General features: G+C 71.1%; 14 protein-coding genes and 2 pseudogenes. 13 read left to right on the forward strand and 3 right to left on the reverse strand.

The window, feature by feature from the left end; all coding sequences use genetic code 11:
- The first annotated feature begins 3 nt into the window (after positions 1–3).
- A complete protein-coding gene (locus ACYSUO_RS30650) occupies positions 4–924 on the forward strand; it encodes a LysR family transcriptional regulator (protein WP_426899089.1) in 921 nt (306 codons plus the stop codon).
- A gap of 2 nt (positions 925–926) precedes the next feature.
- Here the strand turns inward: ACYSUO_RS30650 and ACYSUO_RS30655 are convergent.
- From ACYSUO_RS30655 to fdhD, 3 genes and pseudogenes are all read right to left on the reverse strand, one after another.
- Positions 927–2749: pseudogene (locus ACYSUO_RS30655) on the reverse strand (exo-alpha-sialidase).
- A gap of 122 nt (positions 2750–2871) precedes the next feature.
- A pseudogene (locus ACYSUO_RS30660) lies at positions 2872–3171 on the reverse strand (zinc-binding dehydrogenase); the annotation flags it as partial.
- A 115-nt stretch (positions 3172–3286) separates the two neighbouring features.
- Positions 3287–4135, reverse strand: coding sequence for a formate dehydrogenase accessory sulfurtransferase FdhD (fdhD, locus tag ACYSUO_RS30665; protein WP_461779464.1), 849 nt, complete (start codon positions 4133–4135; stop codon positions 3287–3289).
- A 171-nt stretch (positions 4136–4306) separates the two neighbouring features.
- On the opposite strand from fdhD, the gene ACYSUO_RS30670 reads away from it, so the two are divergent.
- The 12 genes from ACYSUO_RS30670 (at position 4307) to ACYSUO_RS30725 (ending at position 19768) form a co-directional block, all read left to right on the forward strand.
- A complete protein-coding gene (locus ACYSUO_RS30670) occupies positions 4307–5659 on the forward strand; it encodes an OFA family MFS transporter (protein WP_461779465.1) in 1353 nt (450 codons plus the stop codon).
- Complete coding sequence (locus tag ACYSUO_RS30675) at positions 5616–5762, forward strand: MFS transporter small subunit (RefSeq protein ID WP_327660694.1); 147 nt, start codon at positions 5616–5618, stop codon at positions 5760–5762. Before ACYSUO_RS30670 ends, ACYSUO_RS30675 begins: the two co-directional genes overlap by 44 nt.
- Positions 5763–5915: 153 nt before the next feature.
- Positions 5916–6863, forward strand: a complete 948-nt coding sequence (locus tag ACYSUO_RS30680) for a beta-ketoacyl-ACP synthase III (RefSeq protein ID WP_461779466.1) — start codon at positions 5916–5918, stop codon at positions 6861–6863.
- A 149-nt stretch (positions 6864–7012) separates the two neighbouring features.
- On the forward strand, positions 7013–7690 hold the full coding sequence (locus ACYSUO_RS30685; RefSeq protein WP_461779467.1) for a GntR family transcriptional regulator: 678 nt from the start codon (positions 7013–7015) through the stop codon (positions 7688–7690).
- A gap of 158 nt (positions 7691–7848) precedes the next feature.
- Positions 7849–9582: a serine/threonine-protein kinase gene (locus tag ACYSUO_RS30690; RefSeq protein ID WP_461779468.1), complete on the forward strand. Its 1734-nt coding sequence runs from the start codon at positions 7849–7851 to the stop codon at positions 9580–9582.
- 201 nt (positions 9583–9783) lie between these two features.
- Positions 9784–10965 (forward strand): ROK family transcriptional regulator, encoded by a 1182-nt coding sequence (locus ACYSUO_RS30695; protein ID WP_461779469.1) that lies wholly within the window; start codon positions 9784–9786, stop codon positions 10963–10965.
- Between the two features lie 176 nt (positions 10966–11141).
- The gene (locus ACYSUO_RS30700) at positions 11142–12626 is read left to right on the forward strand and encodes a sugar ABC transporter ATP-binding protein (protein WP_461779485.1); all 1485 of its coding nucleotides are present in this window, start codon (positions 11142–11144) and stop codon (positions 12624–12626) included.
- Positions 12627–12691: 65 nt separating this feature from the next.
- A complete protein-coding gene (locus ACYSUO_RS30705; protein WP_461779470.1) occupies positions 12692–13702 on the forward strand; it encodes an ABC transporter permease in 1011 nt (336 codons plus the stop codon).
- Positions 13703–13722: 20 nt separating this feature from the next.
- Positions 13723–14772 carry a substrate-binding domain-containing protein gene (locus ACYSUO_RS30710; protein ID WP_461779471.1) on the forward strand — a complete coding sequence of 350 codons (1050 nt, stop codon included), beginning with the start codon at positions 13723–13725 and terminating at the stop codon, positions 14770–14772.
- A gap of 55 nt (positions 14773–14827) precedes the next feature.
- Complete coding sequence (locus ACYSUO_RS30715) at positions 14828–16033, forward strand: Gfo/Idh/MocA family protein (RefSeq protein WP_461779472.1); 1206 nt, start codon at positions 14828–14830, stop codon at positions 16031–16033.
- 27 nt (positions 16034–16060) lie between these two features.
- Entirely contained in the window at positions 16061–17059 is a 999-nt protein-coding gene (locus ACYSUO_RS30720; RefSeq protein ID WP_461779473.1) for a sugar phosphate isomerase/epimerase family protein, read from the forward strand.
- Positions 17060–17314: 255 nt separating this feature from the next.
- Complete coding sequence (locus ACYSUO_RS30725; RefSeq protein ID WP_461779474.1) at positions 17315–19768, forward strand: PQQ-dependent sugar dehydrogenase; 2454 nt, start codon at positions 17315–17317, stop codon at positions 19766–19768.
- Positions 19769–19778: the final 10 nt, after the last annotated feature.

Here is a 19778-nt window from a genome sequence, read left to right on the forward strand (position 1 = left end):
GCGGTGTTGGATCTTCGTCACCTCTACGTCCTGCGTGCGATCGCCAGAGAAGGATCGCTCGCCGGGGCCGCGCGCTCGCTGCACTACAGCCAGCCCACCGTCACCCACCATCTGGCCACGCTGGAGGGGCACTTCGGGGCCCGGCTCGTCGAGCGCGGGCCGCGTGGTGCCACGCTCAGCGAGGTCGGCCGCGCCCTGCTGCCGCATGCCGAGGCGGTGGTGCGCAGGCTAGGGCGGGCCGAGGACGAGGTGCGGGCGCTGCTCGGTGGCGCGGAGACGGTGCTGCGGGTCGGCGCGTTCCCCACGGCGAGCGCGCTGCTGCTGCCGCGCGCGGTGCGCCAGATCGCCGAGCAGGGCGTCACCTTCGATCTGACGGAGGGGGAACTCCCGGCGCTGCTCGACCTGTTGCGCCGCGACGAACTGCACGTCGCGCTCGTCTTCACCCAGCCCGACGACCCGCTGACCCTGGACGACGGCATCACGCTGCAACCCGTCCTCGACGACCCGCTCGACCTCGTGCTGCCGCCGGAGCACCCCTGCGCGCGCCTCGACCGGGTCCCGCTGAAGGCGCTGCGCGAGGAGCCGTGGATCGTCGGCACCACCGCCTGGGACCCGTGCGACCGGCAGCTCGACCGGGCCTGCGGGGAGGCGGGCTACCGGCCGCTGACCGCGCTGCGCTCCGACGACTACGGCGTCATCCAGGGCCATGTCGCCGCGGGTGCGGGCGTCGCCCTGGTGCCCCGGCTCGCCCTGAACTCGCCGCGCGCCGACATCGTCGTACGCCCCGTCGACGGCGCGCGCCTGGCCCGCCGCATCTCCGCCGCGACCGTCGGCCCGCCCCGCAGGCGCGGAGCGCACGACCTGGTGGCGGCCGTGCGCACGCAGGCGGACCGGATCGCGGCGGACTGGCGGGAGGCGGCCTGAGGTCAGCCGCCCCGGACCCGGTCGAGCGGCAGCCACAGCACGTCGTCCCCGCCGGAGGTGACGCGGACGTCGTCGATGGCTCCGGTGAAGTACGCCCGGCTGTCCATGCGTTGTCCGATGTGCACACCGAACGGCGAGTTCCGGCTCACCGACCCGGGGGCGTCGTCGGCGCCGGCGACCTCCTTGCCGTCGATAGTGAGGGTCAACCGGCCGTCCCCACGCCGGAGTTGGAGCCGGTGCCAGTTCCCGTCGTTGTACGCGGACGCGGACTGCACCGTCACCGTCCTGGGGGCCGCGGCCCCGTCCCGTACGGTGATCAGCCCGGTGATCCGGTCGGCGGCGGGCTCGGCGCGCAGGGTCACCTGGGGCTGCGAGGCCCCGGTGCCGCCCAGTGAGAGCAGTGGCTGCTCACCGCTCGCCGCGCTGTAGCGGAACCACAGGGAAACGCTGAACTCCCGTGCTCCCAAGCGAAGTCGGTCGCTGTAGGGAAGGCGTACGGCATCATCCGTGCCGTCGAAGGAGAGCGCCCGGCCGACCGGCCCGCCGGTTTCGGAGGCCCCGCCGAGTACGGCCGCGTCGCGCGCCCCTGGTGCCCGGTCGTCCGTCGTCGGGTCGGGGCCGCGCCGGTCCTTCAGCCAGTCGAGCGTGAACCGGGCGAAGCGGATCTCGTCGCGGGCGTCCACGGCCCCGCCCTCGTACAGCAGCCCACATGGTCGCGGTCGGCCTGCACCAGGTCCGAGTAGCCCGACCAGTCCGTGGTCACGACGGTGCCCCGGTCGTAGCTCTCCCAGGTGCGGCCGCCGTCGTACGAGGAGCGGATCATCATGGTCCGCCGCCGGTCGGGGTCGCCGGGGCAGGCGAGCAGCAGCCGGTCGCCGTCCTTGCCCACGGGCAGGGTCGAGGCCTGGACCTGCGGCGCGTAGAGGTCCGGGAGCGCCGCGAACGGGTGGGCGAAGGAGTCGCCGCCGTCCCGGCTGACGGCCTGCGTGCGGTGGCCGAGGTCGGTGCCGTCCTGCTCGCGCCCGCTGACGTGGACCGTGCCGTCGGGCAGCTCGGCGAGTGCCATCTCGGAGGGCTTCTGCCGGAACGTGCCGTCTTCGGCGACCGGCCAGGAGTCCTTTGCCCCGATACGCCAGTGGTCGCCGCCGTCGTCGCTGACCATGAGGGCGGCGTGGTTCGCGGACACTCGACTGCCGTTCCACGTCTCGGCGTTGACGGCGAAGACGAGGCGGCCGGGGTGGCGTCCCCGCGTCAGCTGGATGCCGTGCGAGGGGCCGGTCGCGTACCAGGAGTTGAAGTCGTCGGGCAGCAGCTCGTCGCTCAGATCGCGCGGCGTCGACCAGGTGCGGCCGTCGTCGTCGCTGTGCTGCATGTGTGGGGTGCGGTCGCACGGCACGTCGCAGTTCTTGCCGTCCGTGCGGCCCGTGTTGTACGTCTCCGCCAGCAGGATGCGGCCCGTCCTGCGGTCCACGATGGGCGAGGGATTGCCGTGGGTGTCGCCCGCGCCCTCGTTGACGACCTGGAGCGGCGACCAGGTGCGGCCGCCGTCCTCGGACCGCTTGACGACGATGTCTATGTCGCCCGCGTCGGTGCAGTCGTTCTTCCGCCCTTCGGCGAAGGCGAGAAGGGTGCCGCGCACCGTCTTCACGACGGACGGGATCCGATAGCAGGCGTACCCGGGATCCTGTCCCGGCTTGAACAACACCTGCTGTTCAAAAGGAGGTTGAGGCTTCGGTGCCGCCGAGGCTTGTACGGGGAGCGCGGCGGCGACCGCGAGCGCGGCCACCACCAGGGATCTCGGACCGGTACGGGATCTTCTGTGCATGGCGCGGCCCACCCTTTCGGGGTCGTCCGGACAGCCGACATCCGACGTCCTACGTCCTGCGTGCGGGCCACAGACGCTACGGGGGCGTCCCGGTGCCTCACAAGAACCGCGACGGCTGCGTGTCAGGGGATGAGCACGACCTTCCCGAGGTTGGCCCGACCCTCGATCACGGCGTGCGCCTGCACGGCGTCCTCCAGGGCGAACTCCCGGTGGACCGAGGGTTTCAGATCACCCGTCAGGAACAGCTCCCACAGCTCCGCGCGCCACCGTTCGTACGTCCGCGGCTGCTCGCGCGCGATGAGCCCCATCTGGAAGCCGATCACCGACTTCGCCCCCACCAGCAGGTCGTACGCCTCCACGGTCCCGCCGCCCGAGCTGTACGCGACGAGCCGGCCGTGCGGCGCGAGCGCGGCCACGGCGGGCTTCCTCGCACCGCTTTCGGCACAGGAGCGGGAGCGGTTCATGGACATGCTGCGGCGGGTGTCGGGCGTGCCCGCCGCGGAGGACAGAAACGCGGGCCGCTGAGCAGGGGCCGCGTCAGTTGTGTGCGGCCGCCGTCTCCAGGGCGATCCGCTCCTCACCCGCGTACACGTTCATGGAGCTGCCCCGCAGGAAGCCGACCAGGGTCAGGCCCGTCTCGGCCGCGAGGTCCACTGCCAGGGACGAGGGTGCCGACACCGCCGCGAGCATGGGGATGCCCGCCATCACGGCCTTCTGCGCCAGCTCGAACGAGGCGCGGCCCGAGACCATCAGGATGGAGCGGGACAGCGGAAGCTCCCCGTTCTGCAGGGCCCGGCCGACGAGCTTGTCGACCGCGTTGTGCCGTCCCACGTCCTCCCGGATGTCGACGAGGCGGCCCTCTTCGTCGAAGAGCGCCGCCGCGTGCAGCCCTCCGGTCCGGTCGAAGACGCGCTGGGCCTCGCGCAGCCGGTCGGGGAGTGAGGCGAGCAGTTCGGGCTCGATCCTGAGCGGAGGATTGTCGGCGATGGGGAAACGGGCCGTGGTGCGCACCGCGTCGAGGCTCGCCTTGCCGCACAGGCCGCATGACGAGGTCGTGTAGACGTTGCGTTCGAGAGTGATGTCGGGCAGTTCGACGCCCGGCGTGGTGCGTACATCGACCACGTTGTAGGTGTTGCTGCCGTCCTCCGTGGCGCCCGCGCAGTACACGATGTTCTGCAGGTCGTCGGCGGTGCCCAGGACGCCCTCGCTGACCAGGAAGCCGGCCGCGAGCGGGAAGTCGTCGCCCGGAGTGCGCATGGTGATGGCGAGCGGCTTGCCGTTCAGCCGGATCTCCAGCGGTTCCTCGGCGACCAGGGTGTCGGGCCGCGTGGAGACGTGCCCGTCCCGTATCCGGATCACCTTGCGTCGTTCCGTGACTCGTCCCATGGCACCCATTCTCCCGCACCGGTGGCACGCGGCCGTGGCCGACCTCCGTGTCCGTGTTCGGCGCCTTCGCGACGGGATATTGCCTACAGTATGGAAGCGGCCGGGGTCGTCGACAAGGGGGAGGCAGAAAGGGCTTCCCAACTCCCGTGTCACTCCCTTACGTTCGGGATCATGAGGCCCCCCGTCGCGCCGGCCGGCTGGAGCCGCTGGCTCGTTCCCCCCGCCGCGCTCTCCGTCCATCTCTCCATCGGCCAGGCCTACGCCTGGAGCGTCTTCAAACCTCCCTTGGAGTCGGCGCTGGGGCTGAGCGGCACGCAGAGCGCGCTGCCGTTCCAGCTCGGCATCGTGATGCTCGGCCTGTCGGCCGCCTTCGGCGGCACGCTCGTCGAGCGCAACGGGCCGCGCTGGGCGATGACCGTCGCGCTCGTCTGCTTCTCCTCCGGCTTCCTGCTCTCCTCGCTGGGCGCTGCCACCGAGCAGTACTGGCTGATCGTGTTCGGCTACGGCTTCGTCGGCGGCATCGGCCTCGGCATCGGCTACATCTCGCCCGTCTCCACGCTGATCAAGTGGTTCCCCGACCGGCCCGGCATGGCCACCGGCATCGCGATCATGGGCTTCGGGGGCGGCGCGCTCATCGCGTCCCCGTGGAGCGCCCAGATGCTGGAGTCCTTCGGCGCGGACAACGACGGCATCGCGTTCGCGTTCCTGGTGCACGGGCTCGCGTACGCGGTGTTCATGACGCTCGGCGTGCTGCTCATCCGGGTACCTCGGCCACAGGCCCAGCAGGGTGAGCGCACCGAGGAGGCCGCCGTCGGCGGCCCGCAGGTGTCCGCGAAGCAGGCGATCCGCACGCCCCAGTTCTGGTGCCTGTGGGTCGTCCTGACCATGAACGTGACCGCGGGCATCGGCATCCTGGAGAAGGCCGCGCCGATGATCACGGACTTCTTCGCCGGCACCAGCACCCCGGTGTCCGTCTCCGCGGCCGCCGGCTTCGTGGCGCTGCTCTCCGCGGCGAACATGGCGGGCCGCATCGGCTGGTCCTCCACCTCCGACCTCATCGGCCGCAAGAACATCTACCGCGTCTACCTCGGCGTGGGCGCCCTGATGTACCTGTTCATCGTCCTGTGGGGCGACTCCTCGAAGCCTCTCTTCGTGCTGTGCGCCCTCGTGATCCTCTCCTTCTACGGGGGCGGATTCGCGACGATCCCCGCGTATCTGAAGGACCTCTTCGGCACGTACCAGGTCGGCGCCATCCACGGCCGGCTGCTCACCGCCTGGTCCACGGCGGGCGTCCTCGGCCCGCTCATCGTCAACCGGGTCGCCGACAGCCAGGAGAGCGCGGGCAAGGACGGCGCCAATCTGTACGGCCTCTCGCTCATGATCATGATCGGCCTGCTGGTCGTCGGCTTCGTCGCCAATGAACTGGTACGTCCCGTGCACGCCCGCCACCACGTAGTCCCCGCCCCCAGGGAGCCCGCAGATGACATCGACACCGCCGCCGGAGACCGCAAGGAGCGCGCCTGAGCGGCGCGGCCTGATCGCCTTTGCCTGGCTGTGGGTCGGGCTGCCGCTCGCGTACGGAGTGTACGAACTGGTGCAAAAGGCCACACAGCTGTTCACCGGGTGAATCTCCGTGACCGGCCCGACGGCTCCATCGGAACTCTCCGCGACTCCAGCAGAACTCTCCAAGTGAAACGGCACTTTCCTGTCACTGGCCGCATCCGGTTACTCGTGAGTCGCTGACCAGACTGGAGGATCCGCAGCTCACGAGGGGGCCTCCATGGTCGGTTCGCGCATTGTCGGCATCGGGCACCACCAGCCCGCCAGGATCCTCACCAACGAGGAACTGGCGGGCGTGGTCGACACCAATGACGAGTGGATCCGCAGTCGCGTCGGCATCCGCACCCGGCACATCGCGGGCCCCGACGAGCCGGTCGACGAGCTCGCCGCGCACGCCGCCGCCAAGGCGCTGGCCGCTGCGGGCCTGGCCGCCGACGACATCGACCTGGTCGTCGTCGCGACCTCCACGGCCGTGGACCGCTCGCCGAACATGGCGGCCCGCGTCGCCCACCGACTGGGCGTCCCGTCCCCTGCCGCGCTCGACCTGAACGTGGTGTGCGCGGGCTTCACGCACGCCCTCGCCACCGCCGACCACACACTGCGCGCCGGGGCCGCGACGCGCGCCCTGGTCATCGGCGCCGACAAGATGTCCGCCGTCACCGACTGGACGGACCGCTCGACGTGCGTCCTGGTCGGGGACGGGGCGGGCGCCGTGGTCGTCGAGCCCTGCGCCGAGGGCGAGGAGCCGGGGATCGGTCCGGTCCTGTGGGGCTCGGTCCCCGAGATGGGCGACGCCGTACGCATCGAGGGCGAGCCGGCCCGCTTCGCCCAGGAGGGCCAGTCGGTCTACCGCTGGGCCACCCGCTCGCTGCCGCCGCTGGCCCGCGAGGCCTGCGCGAAGGCGGGACTCGACCCGGCGGATCTCGCCGCGGTCGTCCTCCACCAGGCCAACCTGCGCATCATCGAACCCCTCGCGGAGAAGATCGGCGCGGTGAACGCTGTGATCGCGCGGGACGTCGTCGACTCCGGCAACACCTCGGCCGCGAGCGTGCCGATCGCCCTGTCGAAGCTCGTCGAGCGCGGCGAACTGGTCAGCGGGGCGCCCGCGTTGCTCTTCGGCTTCGGCGGCAACCTCTCGTACGCGGGTCAGGTGATCCGCTGCCCGTGACCCGGTCGCGTACATCCGGCCTACATAGTGTGACGAGGTCAACTCGCTCTAGCCGTGGCGATTGCGCTCGGTAAACTGTATTCCAAAGCCAATCCGGCAATCGTCGGAGCCGGCCTGCCGGATGTTCGAAGCCCAGGAGGGGGACCGCGATGTTGTCCACAGGACTGCCGCAGGGGGCGGTGCCCAAGCTGGAGCGCCCCGGACCGCTGCGCGAGCGGGTCTACGAGGCGCTGCTCGAACTGATCACGACGCGGGCCCTGCAGCCCGGCCAGCACCTGGTCGAGAGCGAACTCGCCGGTCACCTCGGGGTCTCCCGCCAGCCGGTGCGCGAGGCGCTGCAGCGGCTGAACACCGAGGGCTGGGTGGACCTGCGCCCCGCGCAGGGCGCGTTCGTGCACGAGCCGACCGAGGAGGAGGCCGACCAACTCCTCAGTGTCCGTACGCTGTTGGAGGCCGAGGCCGCCCGGCTCGCGGCGGCCAACGCGGGCAAGGCCGGCATCGGCGAGCTCGAGGCGCTCTGCGCCAAGGGGGAGCAGGCCGTCGCCGACGGGGACGTGGATCTGGTCGTCGCCACCAACGCGGAGTTCCACGCCAAGGTCATGGAACTCGCGGGCAATGTGGTCCTCGGCGAACTCGCGGGCCAGGTCGACCGCCGCGTGCGCTGGTACTACCAGCCCGTCGCCCGCCAGCGCGGAAAGCAGTCCTGGATCGAGCACCGCCAGTTGATCGCGGCGATCTCCGCGCGCGACGAGGCGAAGGCCACGGCGGTGATGCGGACCCACACCGAGCACACCCGCGAGACGTACCACCACCGCGACGAGGCCTGACTCCCTGGAGACGTATCGTCACCGCGACGAGGCCTGACCCCGGCGGCAGTTCGCCGTTCCCGGTGATCCGGCCCGAACCCACCTGCGTCTAGGCTGCTCGCGGGGACCGGCGGTCAGGGGGCCGTCGGCATGGGGTGAAGGCGTGGGGGCCAGTACCGGTGGACGGCGTGCACGAGGTGTTCCAGCCGCTGCGGGCGGACGATCCGAAGACGGTGGGCGGATACCGCCTGGCGGCCCGGCTCGGCGCGGGCGGCATGGGCCGGGTCTATCTGTCGCACACCAGGGGAGGCCGGCCGGTCGCCCTGAAGGTGGTGCGCCCGGAACTGGCGGACGACCCCGCGTTCCGGCGGCGGTTCGCCCGGGAGATCAAGGCGGCCCGGCGGGTGCGGGGCGCCTACACCGCCGAGCTGATCGACGCCGACGCCGAGGCGGCACCGCCCTGGCTGGCCACGCTCTACGTGCCCGGCCCGTCCCTCGCGGCGGCGGTGGCCCGGCACGGACCGCTCCCGGTGCCCGCGGTGCTGTGGCTGATGGCCGCGGTGGCCGAGGCGTTGCAGGCCATCCACGGTGTGGGCATCGTGCACCGGGACCTCAAGCCGTCGAACGTCCTGCTCGCCGCGGACGGGCCGCGGGTCATCGACTTCGGCATCTCCGTCGCCGCCGACCTGACGTCGAGCACGGTCACCGGATCCGCCGTCGGCACGCCCCAGTTCATGGCGCCGGAGCAGGCCGTTGCGGGACAAGTGGGCCCGGCGACCGACGTGTTCGCACTGGGGCAGACCGCGGCGTTCGCGGCTCTCGGCGCGCCGCTGTACGGGGAGGGCCAGTCGGTCGGCGTGCTCTACCGGATCGTGCACGAGAGACCCGATCTCTCCGTGCTGCCCGAGGAGTTGCGGCCGATCCTCGACCGGTGCCTCCAGGCGCGGCCCGAGGACCGGGCCACGCCGGAGGAGCTCGTCGCGTGGTGCCGGCGGAGCCTGGGCGGCGGCGCGAGTCCCGCGGTGTGGCGGGAGTTCGCCGGGTCGGACGCCCCGGTTCCGGCGCCGCCGCTCGCCACTGTGCCGGAGCCGCTGGCGGACGCTGCCACTGTCCGGGCGGCCGACGCCGTCACCGTTCCGGCGGCCGTGGCGGAGCCGGGCGCCCCTACGCTGCCGCACTCCGCGCAGGTGTTCGCCCCGCCGCCCGAGCGGCCCGTGACACCACAGGAGCGGCGCACCCGGCGGCGCAGGACCGCGCTCGTCACCGCCGCGGTGACCGCGGGCGTGGTCCTGGCGACAGGCCTCGCGTGGGTCGTCGCCGACGGCGTGGGTGGGACCCGGGACCGGGACGCCTCGGGCGCGGGAGTGACCGCGTCGGCCGCATCGGGCGGGGGATCGGCCGAGGGGGCCGGCCGCCCGTCCGCGTCCGCCGCGGTGGAGTCCGCGCAGGGCATCGGCGCCGATGAGCAGAAGGCGGCGGGGGACGGGACCGCGAAACCATCGGAAGACACCGACGGGACACCGAGGGCCGAGGCCTACCCCCAACGTTGGCTGGACGAGAAGTACTCGCTCAGCACCCGGGACCCGGACGAGCGCAAGACCGGCGGCAAGGGCGACATCCGCTTCGTCTGCAAGCAGGTCGGCTGCGCCCTGGAGAGCGACACCAGCGTCTTCACCCTCCTCTACGACAAGCCGGGCGCCGACCACGACACCTGCAGCCTCGCCGTCACCGGCCAGAAGAGCCACCGACTGCCGCTGGCCGCGGCCGCGGGCGGCAGCGAGATCTGCGTCAGGAACTCCGCCGGTGACATCGCTCTGCTCGTCGTGCAGACGAAGTCGACCGCCCTGTGGGACAAGCCGGGCATCAGCTTCCTCACCGCCGACGTCACGCTGTGGCGGGCGTCGAAGGCGTAACCGGGCACCGAGGTGCCGAGGGTGTAACCGGGTGGCTCAGCGGGCTTTGTCCTGTGACCGGAGAAAGTCATGGGCAATTCCCGCGCAACTTCTTCCCGTGCCGGGTGGGCGCTGCTACGTTCCCCATCGAAAGACGAACGCGAGCGCACGGCACCACCACCCGAAGAGGCCCGAAGCGGCGGGGAGGGGCACGTGAGACGCATGACGGCTCGACCCGCCAACGCGCACCAGGCGCGACTGCTGCGACTGCTGCGCGACGCAGGTCCCAACTCCCGCGCCCAGCTGGGCGATCAGGTGGAACTGTCCCGGTCGCGGCTCGCCGTCGAGGTGGACCGGCTCCTGGAGACCGGACTCGTGGTCGCCGACGGACTCGCCGCCTCGCGCGGCGGCCGCCGCTCCCACAACGTCCGGCTCGCCCCTTCGCTCCGCTTCCTCGGCGTGGACATCGGCGCGACCTCGGTCGACGTCGCCGTCACCAACGCCGAGCTGGAGATCCTCGGCCACATCGCGCAGCCCATGGACGTACGCGAGGGGCCGGTCGCCGTATTCGAGCAAGTCCTCGCCATGGCGGCCAAGTTGAAGGCCTCCGGACTCGCCGAAGGCTTCGACGGCGCGGGTATCGGGGTGCCGGGTCCCGTGCGGTTCCCCGAGGGTGTCCCCGTCGCACCGCCGATCATGCCCGGCTGGGACGGCTTCCCGGTCCGCGAGGCGCTCAGCCAGGACCTGGGCTGCCCCGTCATGGTCGACAACGACGTGAACCTGATGGCGATGGGGGAGCAGCACGCGGGCGTCGCCCGGCAGGCCCGCGACTTCCTTTGCGTCAAGATCGGCACCGGCATCGGCTGCGGCATCGTCGTCGGCGGCGAGGTCCACCGAGGCACCACCGGGTCGGCCGGCGACATCGGGCACATCCGCGTCGAGCAGGACGGCCGGCAGTGCGCCTGCGGCAACAAGGGCTGCCTGGAAGCACACTTCAGCGGCGCCGCGCTCGCGCGTGACGCGGAGGCCGCCGCCCGCGAAGGGCGCTCCCCGGAACTCGCCGCACGCCTGGAGAGCGCGGGCCGGCTCGACGCCGCCGATGTCGCGGCGGCCGCCGCGGCCGGTGACGCCACCTGTCTCGACCTGATCCGTGAGGGCGGCAACCGCACCGGTCAGGTCATCGCGTCCCTCGTCAGCTTCTTCAACCCGGGGCTCGTCGTCATCGGCGGCGGTGTCACCGGGCTCGGCCACACCTTGCTGGCCGCCGTGCGCACCCAGGTCTACCGTCAGTCGCTCCCCCTGGCGACCGGCAGCCTCCCCATTGTTCTCGGGGAGTTGGGGCCCACCGCCGGAGTGACCGGCGGCGCCCGACTGATCAGCGATCACCTGTTCTCACCCGCGTAAGCCCAGCCGCTCCACGCTGCTCCATGCACACCTTGTACGGCACACACCCTGTACGACGCACACCCAGCACGGCGCTCAGCTCCGCTCTGCCTGTTTTGCCCCGAAACCGGTCCGCACCCGCCCCGAGGGGAACCGTCATGGGACCCGATACGGCCTCCGCACCACCGCTGCTCACCATGTCCGGCATCACCAAGTCGTTCCCCGGCGTGCGCGCCCTGGACGGCGTCGACCTGGAGGTCCAGGCCGGGGAGGTGCACTGTCTGCTCGGCCAGAACGGCGCCGGGAAATCGACGCTCATCAAGGTCCTCGCCGGCGCGCACCAGCCCGACGACGGCGTCATCACCTGGCACGGCGACCAGGTCGCGCTGCGCTCGCCGATCGCCGCGATGCGGCTCGGCATCGCCACCATCTACCAGGAACTCGACCTGGTGGAGGCCCTGTCCGTGGCCGAGAACGTGTTCCTCGGGCACGAGCCGACCGCCGGCGGATTCGTCGTGCGCGGACGCGCGGCCCGCACCGAGACGGCCGCGCTGCTCCGGCGGCTCGGCCACCCGGAGATCGACCCCGAACGGCTCGTCGGTGACCTGTCCGCCGCCCACCAGCAGATCGTCTCCATGGCCCGCGCGCTCTCCCACGACGTACGGCTCATGGTCATGGACGAGCCGTCCGCGGCGCTCGACCCCGACGAGGTCGAGAACCTCTTCCGGATCGTCGGTGACCTGACCGCCGAGGGCGTCGCCGTCGTCTACATCTCCCATCGGCTGGAGGAAATCCGCCGCATCGGCGACCGCGTCACCGTCCTCAAGGACGGCCGCGCCGTGGCCGTGGGACTGCCCGCCGAGCAGACCCCGACCCGCGACATCATCTCCCTGATGACGGGCCGCAACGTCGAGTACGTCTTCCCGGACCGGCCCAACTCCGGGCCGCACACGGATCCGGTCCTGAAGGTCCAAGGCCTCACCCGTGAAGGGGAGTTCGAGCCGTTCGACCTCGACATCCGACCCGGCGAGATCGTCGGCCTCGCCGGACTCGTGGGCTCCGGACGCTCCGAGATCCTGGAGACGATCTACGGAGCCCGTAAACCGACGGCCGGTCAGATCCACATCGACGGACGGCAGTTGCGCACCGGAAGTGTCCGCGCCGCCGTCCGGGCGGGGCTCGGGCTCGCCCCCGAGGAACGCAAGGCGCAGGCCCTGCTGATGCTCGAATCGGTCACCCGCAACGTCTCCGTCTCCTCCATGTCCCGCTTCTCGTACGGAGGTTGGATGGACCGCGGCCGGGAACGCGAGGCCGCCCGCAGCGCCACCCGCGAGCTCTCCCTGAGCCCCGCCGACCCCTCCGTGCTGGTGCGCACGCTCTCCGGCGGCAACCAGCAGAAGGCCGTGCTCGCCCGCTGGCTGCTGCGCGGCTGCCGGGTGCTCCTGCTCGACGAACCGACCCGCGGCGTCGACGTCGGCGCCCGCGCCGAGCTGTACGCCGTGATCCGCCGCCTCGCCGACGAGGGGCTCGCCGTGCTCCTCGTCTCCAGCGAGGTCCCCGAGGTGCTCGGCCTCGCCGACCGCGTCCTGGTCCTCAGGGAGGGCCGGGTGATCCACGAGTCCCCGGCCACCGACCTGGACGAACACGCGGTCCTCGACCTGGTCATCGAGGGCGCGCGATGAGCCCCGCCGGGCCCACGCGGCCCACCCCGCCCGCACTGCCGGCACTGTCGAAGGGAGAGGGTGCCGTGTCCCAGCCCGCATCCACCACAAGTCCAGCGGCCCCCAAGTCGGACCCCGCCGCGAAACACCCCCGCGTCCTGCGCCTGGACGTCCGTACGCTCTCGCTCCTCGGCGTCCTCGCCGCCCTGGTCGTGATCGGCGGCATCACCCAGCCGGACTCCTTCCTGGACACGGACAACCTCCAACTCGTCCTCACCCAGGCCTCCGTCATCGGCGTCGTCACCGTCGGCATGACCTTTGTGATCATCTCCGGCGGGATCGACCTCTCCGTCGGCGCGATCGTCGCCCTCGCCGGTGTCTGGGCCACCACCGTGGCCACCCAGGAGTACGGCTTCGCCGGTGTCCTGTTCACGGCGATCCTCGTCGGCGTCGGCTGCGGCCTCGTCAACGGGGTGCTGATCGCGTACGGCGGCATGGTCCCGTTCATCGCCACGCTCGCGATGCTCGCCTCGGGCCGCGGACTCGCCCTCCAGATCACCGACGGCAAGACCCAAATGGTCACCGTGCCAGGGGTGTTGAAGCTCGGTGAGCGCGACTCGTACGTCCTCGGGATCCCGCCGCTCGTGCTGGTCTTCGTCGCGGTCACCGTGATCGGCTGGCTGGTCCTCAACCGGACCACCTTCGGCCGCCGCACCGTCGCCGTCGGCGGCAACGCGGAGGCGGCCCGCCTCGCCGGCATCGACGTGCGACGCCAGCGCCTCTATCTGTATCTGCTCTCCGGCCTGTGCTGCGGCATCGCGGCCTTCCTGCTGATCGTGCTCTCCGGCTCCGGCCAGAACACCAACGGCAACCTCTACGAACTCGACGCCATCGCCGCCGCCATCATCGGCGGCACCCTGCTCACCGGCGGACGCGGCACCATCGTCGGCTCCGTCCTCGGCGTCCTGATCTTCACCACGATCCAGAACATCTTCGCGCTGAACAACCTGCAGAGCGACGTCCAGCAGATCGCCAAGGGCGCCATCATCGTCGTGGCGGTCCTGGTGCAGCGGCGCACGGCCAGCACTTCCCATTGAAACGCGGAAAGGGACACGCCATGCCAGAGACAACGAGCCGCCGGGGACTGATCTTCGGCGCGGCCGCGGCCGTCACCGCGGGCGGACTGCTCACCGCCTGCACCAGCAACGAGCCGAGCGACAAGAGCGACGACAAGCAGACCGACGACCAGCCGGTCGCCGACAACAAGAAGGGCAAGCAGGTCACCATCGGCTTCGCGGGCCCGCAGGCCGACCACGGCTGGCTCAACGCCATCAACGACAACGCCAAGGAACGCGCCAAGAAGTACGCGGACGTCACCCTGGAGACCACCGAGGGCTCCAACGACACGGCCGCGCAGATCGGCCAGGTCGAGACCCTCATCAACAAGAAGGTCGACGTCCTCGTCGTGCTCCCCGCCGACGGCAAGGCGCTGACCCAGGTGGGCCTGAAGGCGATGCGCGCCGGCATCCCCGTCGTGAACCTGGACCGCATCTTCAACACCCCGCAGGCGTACCGGTGTTGGATCGGCGGCGACAACTACGGCATGGGCCTGAGCGCCGGTCACTACATCGGCGAGCAGCTCAAGGACAAGAAGAACGCGAAGGTCGTCGAGCTCGCCGGCCTCGACAACCTCGAACTCACCAAACAGCGCACCGAGGGCTTCGACGCCGCCCTGAAGAACTACCCCAACATCAAGAAGGTGGCCCGGCAGGCCGCCGAGTTCACGGTCGAGTCGGGGCAGGCCAAGATGTCCCAACTCCTCCAGGCGCAGAAGAACTTCGACGCCCTGTGGAACCACGACGACGACCAGGGTGTCGGCGCCCTGCGCGCCATCAAGCAGGCAGGACGCGACGACTTCCTGATGGTCGGCGGCGCCGGCGCGCTCTCCGCGTTCGAGGAGATCAAGCAGGACCGGGGCGTGCTGAAGGCCACCGTCCTGTACCCGCCGACCATGGCCGCCTCCGCGATCGACCTGGCCCGCGCGCTCGGCCAGGGCAAGGGCATCAGCGGCATGGCCGAGTTCGAGATCCCCGCCCACCTGACCCTGTACTCGGCCGTCGTCGACAAGAAGAACGTCGACCAGTACATGCCCACCGGCTTCAAGTGAGCCCCGCCCGTACGGCGTATCCCCCCAACACCGCGCGGACGAGGAGGACTTCTGCATGGCAGGCAGCAACGGATACGACGGGACGAGGCCCGTCCTGGGTGTCGGCATGGTCGGGTACGCGTTCATGGGCGCCGCCCACTCACAGGGCTGGCGCACCGTGGGCCACGTCTTCGACCTGCCGCTCACACCCGGACTCGCCGCGATCTGCGGCCGCGACGCCTCGGGAGTGCGCGCCGCGGCCGACCGGCTCGGCTGGGCCGCCGCGGAGACCGACTGGCGGGCGCTGATCGCCCGGGACGACGTCGACCTGGTCGACATCTGCACCCCGGGCGACAGTCACGCCGAGATCGCCGTCGCCGCCCTGGAGGCCGGCAAGCACGTGCTGTGCGAGAAGCCGCTCGCCAACTCGGTGGAGGAGGCGGAGGCGATGGTGGCAGCCGCCGAACGCGCCTCCGCCAACGGCCAGTTGGCGATGGTCGGCTTCAATTATCGGCGCGTCCCGGCCATCGCGCTCGCCCGTCGCATGGTCGCCGACGGGCGCATCGGCACCCTGCGTCACGTCCGCGCCCACTACCTCCAGGACTGGCTCGCCGACCCGGCGTTCCCGCTCACCTGGCGGCTGCAGAAACCACACGCGGGCTCCGGCGCGCTCGGCGACCTCGGCGCGCACGCAGTGGACCTCGCCCAGTACCTCGCGGGCGAGCTCGTGACCGGTGTCTCCGCGCTCACCGAGACCTTCGTCCGCGAGCGCCCGCTCCTGGACGGGGCGTCCTCCGGCCTCTCCGGAGCCGGGGGCGGCGACACCGGCACCGGGCCCGTCACCGTCGACGACGCGGCCCTGTTCACCGGCCGGTTCGCCTCCGGGGCCCTCGCCTCCTTCGAGGCCACCCGGTTCGCGAGCGGCCGCAAGAACGCGCTGACCATCGAACTCAATGGCTCCCACGGCTCGTTGGCGTTCGACCTGGAACGCCTCAACGAGCTGTCCTTCCACGACCACACCGAACCCGCCGAGCTGGCCGGCTTCCGGAGGATCCTCGCCACCGAGCCGGGACACCCCTACCTGGAGGCCTGGTGGCCGCCGGGCCACGGCCTCGGCTACGAGCACACGTTCACCCACCAGGCCCGCGACCTCGTCACCGCCATCGCCGAAGGGGCCCAGCCCCGGCCGTCGTTCGCCGACGGGCTCCAGGTGCAGCGCGTCCTCGCGGCGGTCGAGGAGAGCGCGGCCAAGAACTCCGTCTACACCCCGATCCCGGCCTGAGAGCCCCGACCCGAGAGGAGCACATCCATGCCCCGCCCGTTCACCCTCTTCACCGGTCAGTGGGCCGACCTGCCGCTCGAAGACGTGTGCCGCATCGCCCGCGACGCCGGCTACGACGGCCTCGAACTCGCCTGCTGGGGCGACCACTTCGAGGTCGACAAGGCGCTCGACGACCCCGGCTACATCAAGGGACGCCACGCCCTGCTCGACAAGTACGGCCTCAAGTGCTGGGCCATCTCCAACCACCTGGTCGGCCAGGCCGTCTGCGACGCCATCATCGACGAACGCCACGAGGCGATCCTGCCCTCCCGCATCTGGGGGCACGGCGAGGCCGAGGGCGTCCGCCAGCGGGCCGCCGCCGAGATGAAGGACACCGCCCGCGCGGCAGCCGCCTTCGGCGTCGACACCGTCATCGGCTTCACGGGGTCGGCCATCTGGCACCTCGTCGCCATGTTCCCGCCCGCGCCCGAGTCGATGATCGAGCGCGGCTACGAGGACTTCGCCGAACGCTGGAACCCGATCCTCGACGTGTTCGACGCCGAGGGCGTCCGCTTCGCCCACGAGGTCCACCCGAGCGAGATCGCGTACGACTACTGGACAACGCACAAGGCGCTGGAGGCAGTTGACCACCGGTCGGCCTTCGGCCTGAACTTCGACCCCTCCCACTTCGTGTGGCAGGACCTCGACCCGGTCGGCTTCCTCTACGACTTCCGCGACCGCATCCTCCACGTCGACTGCAAGGAGGCCCGCAAGCGCCTCGACGGCCGCAACGGCCGCCTCGGCTCCCACCTCCCGTGGGGTGACCCTCGCCGCGGCTGGGACTTCGTGTCCGCCGGGCACGGGGACGTCCCCTGGGAGGACGTGTTCCGCATGCTCCGCTCCATCGACTACTCCGGGCCGATCTCGGTGGAGTGGGAGGACGCGGGCATGGACCGCCTCCAGGGCGCCCCCGAGGCGCTGACCCGCCTGAAGGCCTTCGACTACGAGCCGCCCACGGCGTCCTTCGACGCCGCGTTCAACAGCTGAGACGCCGGCCGCGGCCGCGCGACCCGACCCGATGGTCGCGCGGCCGGTCGGCCATGCCCGAAACCGGCTTTGTCCTGAAGTAGGAAAAAGCTCAACTCTTAGACGTACAAGGTCTGTTCGGGCGGGACAAACGCGGCTAGCGTCCTCCCTCGAACGTACGCACGGCACACACATGGCACTCACGGCACAGATCCCTCCGGGGCGACGGCGCGCCCCGGCGTATCGCACGACCCGCCCCTCTGTCCGGAGGAACCCGTGCACAGGAAACGCCTGAGAACCCGCAAAGCCCGCAACGCCCTTGCCCTGCTCACCGGCACCCTGCTCGCCGCGGCCTCGCTCACCTTCTCGGCGGCCGCGGCACCCGCGCCCGCCGACGAGAAGATCGCGGCCGAGGACTTCCAGCAGGTCACCCTCGCCAAGGGCGCGGAGGAGGTCGGCGAACCGATGTCGCTGGCCGTCCTGCCGGACCGCAAGGTCCTGCACACCTCGCGCGACGGCGTGCTGCGCCTGACCGACGAGAACGGCACCACCAAGGTCGCCGGCAAACTCGACGTCTACAGCCACGACGAGGAGGGCCTCCAGGGCGTCGGCGTCGACCCGAACTTCAGCGAGAACCGCGCGATCTACCTGTACTACGCGCCCCCGCTGAACACCCCGGCCGGCGACGCCCCCAACGAGGGCACCGCCGCCGACTTCGCCCCCTTCGACGGCGTGAACCGCCTCTCGCGCTTCACCCTCAACACGGACGGCACGCTGAACAAGGAGTCCGAGAAGAAGGTCCTCGACGTCCCGGCGACCCGCGGCATCTGCTGCCACGTCGGCGGCGACATCGACTTCGACAAGGACGGCAACCTGTACCTGTCGACCGGCGACGACTCCAACCCGTTCGCCTCCGACGGCTACACGCCCATCGACGAGCGCAGCAACCGCAACCCGGCCTACGACGCCCGGCGTTCGTCCGGCAACTCCAACGACCTGCGCGGCAAGATCCTGCGCGTCAAGGTCGCCGCGGACGGCTCGTACACCGTCCCCGACGGCAACCTGTTCGCGCCGGGCACCGACAAGACGCGGCCCGAGATCTACGCGATGGGCTTCCGCAACCCGTTCCGGATGAACATCGACAAGCCCACCGGCATCATCTACGTCGGTGACTACGGGCCCGACGCGGGCACCGCAGACCCGAACCGCGGACCCGCGGGCCAGGTCGAGTTCGCCCGCGTGACGAAGCCCGGCAACTTCGGCTGGCCGTTCTGCACCGGCAACAACGACGCCTACGTCGACTACGACTTCGCCACGGGCACCTCCGGCGAGAAGTTCGACTGCGCCGCGCCGAAGAACACCTCGCCGCACAACACGGGCATCACCGACCTGCCGCCCGCGCAGGCCGCATGGATCCCCTACGACGGCGGCTCCGTCCCCGAGCTCGGCTCCGGCTCCGAGTCCCCGATGGGCGGCCCGATCTACCGGTACGACTCCGCGAACACCTCCCCGGTGAAGTTCCCCGAGGCGTACGACGGCGACTTCTTCGCCGGCGAGTTCGGCCGGCAGTGGATCAAGCGGATCGAGCAGGACGGCGACGGCAAGGTCACCTCGATCAACCCGTTCCCGTGGACCGGCACCCAGGTGATGGACATGGCGTTCGGCCCCGACGGGGCGCTGTACGTCCTCGACTACGGCCTCTCCTGGTTCGGCGGCGACGAGCACTCCGCCCTGTACCGCATCGAGAACGCCACCGACGGCCACTCGCCGACCATCGACGCCAAGGCCGACAAGACGTCCGGGCAGGCACCCCTGAAGGTGCGGTTCAGCTCCACGGCGTCCGACGCCGACGGTGGCACGCTCACGTACTCCTGGAACTTCGGCGACGGCACCACCGGCACCGGCGCCGCTCCCAGCCACACGTACAAGAAGAACGGCACCTACACCGCGACCGTGACCGCCAAGGACTCCACCGGCCGCACCGGCAGCGCCGACGTGCACCTCGTCGTCGGCAACACCGCGCCCAAGGTGACCCTGGAACTGCCCGCCGACGGAGCGCTGTTCACCTTCGGCGACAAGGTCCCCTTCAAGGTGAAGGTCACCGACCCGGAGGACGGGGCCATCGACTGCTCCAAGGTCAAGGTCACCCACATCCTCGGCCATGACAGCCACGGCCACCCGATCACCTCGGCCACCGGCTGCTCCGGCACCATCCAGACCAGCGCCGACAGCGAGCACGACCCGAACGCCAACGTCTTCGGTGTCTTCGACGCCGAGTACACCGACAAGGGCGCCAACGGTCAGCCGGCCCTGACCACGCACGACCAGCACGTCACCCAGCAGAAGCACCGCCAGGCCGAGCACTACGGCGACTCCAAGGGCGTGACCGTCGTCAGCCACGACACGGCCAATGGCGGCAAGGCCGTCGGCACCATCGACAACGGCGACTGGATCTCCTTCAAGCCGTACGCGATCGGGAACGCCAAGTCCCTGAAGGCGCGCGTCGCCTCCGCCGGGCCCGGCGGCACCCTCGAGATCCGCACCGGCTCGGCGACCGGCAAGGTCATCGGCAAGGCCAAGGTCGCACCGACCGGCTCCGCGGAGACGTACACCGACGTCACCACGGCCATCAGCTATCCGCCGACCAAGAGCACCACGCTCTACCTCGTCTTCAAGGGCTCGGGCAGCTCCCTGTTCGAGATCGACGACTTCACCTTCACCACGAGCTGAGAGGAGCAGG

This window comes from Streptomyces sp. UC4497, from assembly GCF_054871485.1.